Genomic DNA, 1,182 nt, shown 5'->3' on the forward strand with positions numbered 1-1,182 from the left:
GGGGTGGCTTAATTTTTCTTCATTAAAAGTCTTAGAATTACTGCCTGCCAAAGCCCGTCACAATTTTTTTGAAATCCTCAAGCTGTACATTAAGCTCTATATAGTACAAGCAGAAAAACAGACCATGATGCCGCAGGCAGTATAGGCCATAACCCACTCTTCCGTGAGTATCTTATCTATTTGACAATAATAAAAATGTAAAGGAGGATAATGGCATGGACAATATTCGTATCCCAATACATATAGGTTAACATATAAGGGAAAATGGTCACGGAGCCCACAAACCGTAGAATGAAAAAATATATTTCCATCGTGCACGGTTTATGCCTCTATCCGGATATTTGGCCGGTGCCGCAAAATGCACAATGTATACTCCATAAAAAACACCAGGGAGGAAAAATAAGTCATACTGAACAACGCCTGTCTGTAATGGGTCATGGATACAAATGGACTACAGATAATGGCTGCAATGGATATAACGATACAATCAAGCACAAAATAATGTACGAACGTGCCTATCAGTTGCATTTGGATGAAGCAGTACCACTTCATGCGATGTTTGGTTAGATTGAGTATGGATATAGAGGCTTAAAAATTAGACAGATACAAATTTACTAAAAAAGGAGAGGCTGTCTCAAAAGAGGTGTTTACAAACTTACTTTTGAAGATTTCATCCTTTCAAACTGCTTTTTCGTTGCCATAAGCCTCCTAAGAGGCTACTTTTGCAAGATTATGTGCTATTGCCAGCAGGCCGAACTCAATTTCAACTTTCTTAAGTCCACGAAGATGGAACCTCTTGAAGTGCTTGTTGTTCTTGAGGTTTCCAAATACGGCTTCCACAATTTCAACCTTCTTAAATCCACGAAGATGGAACCACTTGAAGTGCTTGTTGTTCTTGAGGTTTCCAAATACGGCTTCCACATCCTGTGGTCGCTGACTGCGATATTTCAGACCTTCATCAGAGAGTAGCTTTTCACGTTCTCTTTCCTTGATTTTCCTCAGACGGTGATTTACCTGTACAATCCTTTCCGAGCGGCTTCTACCTTCATCAGAGAGTAGTTTTTCACGTACTCTCTCCTTGATTTTTCTCAGACAGTGATTTACCTGTATAATTCTTTCAGACCGGCTTTTGTGACACCGGCATCTTAACTGGCAACCCTTACAGTTACGTGCCCTGTACCT

2 protein-coding genes are annotated in these 1,182 nt (G+C 40.3%); one reads left to right on the plus strand and one right to left on the minus strand.

Annotated elements, in window-relative coordinates:
* Positions 1 to 291 precede the first annotated feature (291 nt).
* Positions 292 to 567, plus strand: a complete 276-nt coding sequence (locus tag QVP94_RS09600; RefSeq protein ID WP_151881457.1) for a hypothetical protein — start codon at positions 292 to 294, stop codon at positions 565 to 567.
* A gap of 141 nt (positions 568 to 708) precedes the next feature.
* On the opposite strand, the gene QVP94_RS09605 is transcribed toward QVP94_RS09600, so the two are convergent.
* The coding region (locus tag QVP94_RS09605; RefSeq protein WP_288213219.1) for a transposase at positions 709 to 1,182 on the minus strand (474 nt) is incomplete at its 5' end.

The organism is Parabacteroides sp. CAG:2 (assembly GCF_000436315.1).
Classification (GTDB): Bacteria; Bacteroidota; Bacteroidia; order Bacteroidales; family Tannerellaceae; genus Parabacteroides; species Parabacteroides distasonis.

What these genes read in the sequence shown, in the direction of transcription:
- QVP94_RS09600 (WP_151881457.1), top strand. Translation starts at nt 292, where the DNA reads ATGAAAAAATATATTTCCATCGTGCACGGTTTATGCCTCTATCCGGAT.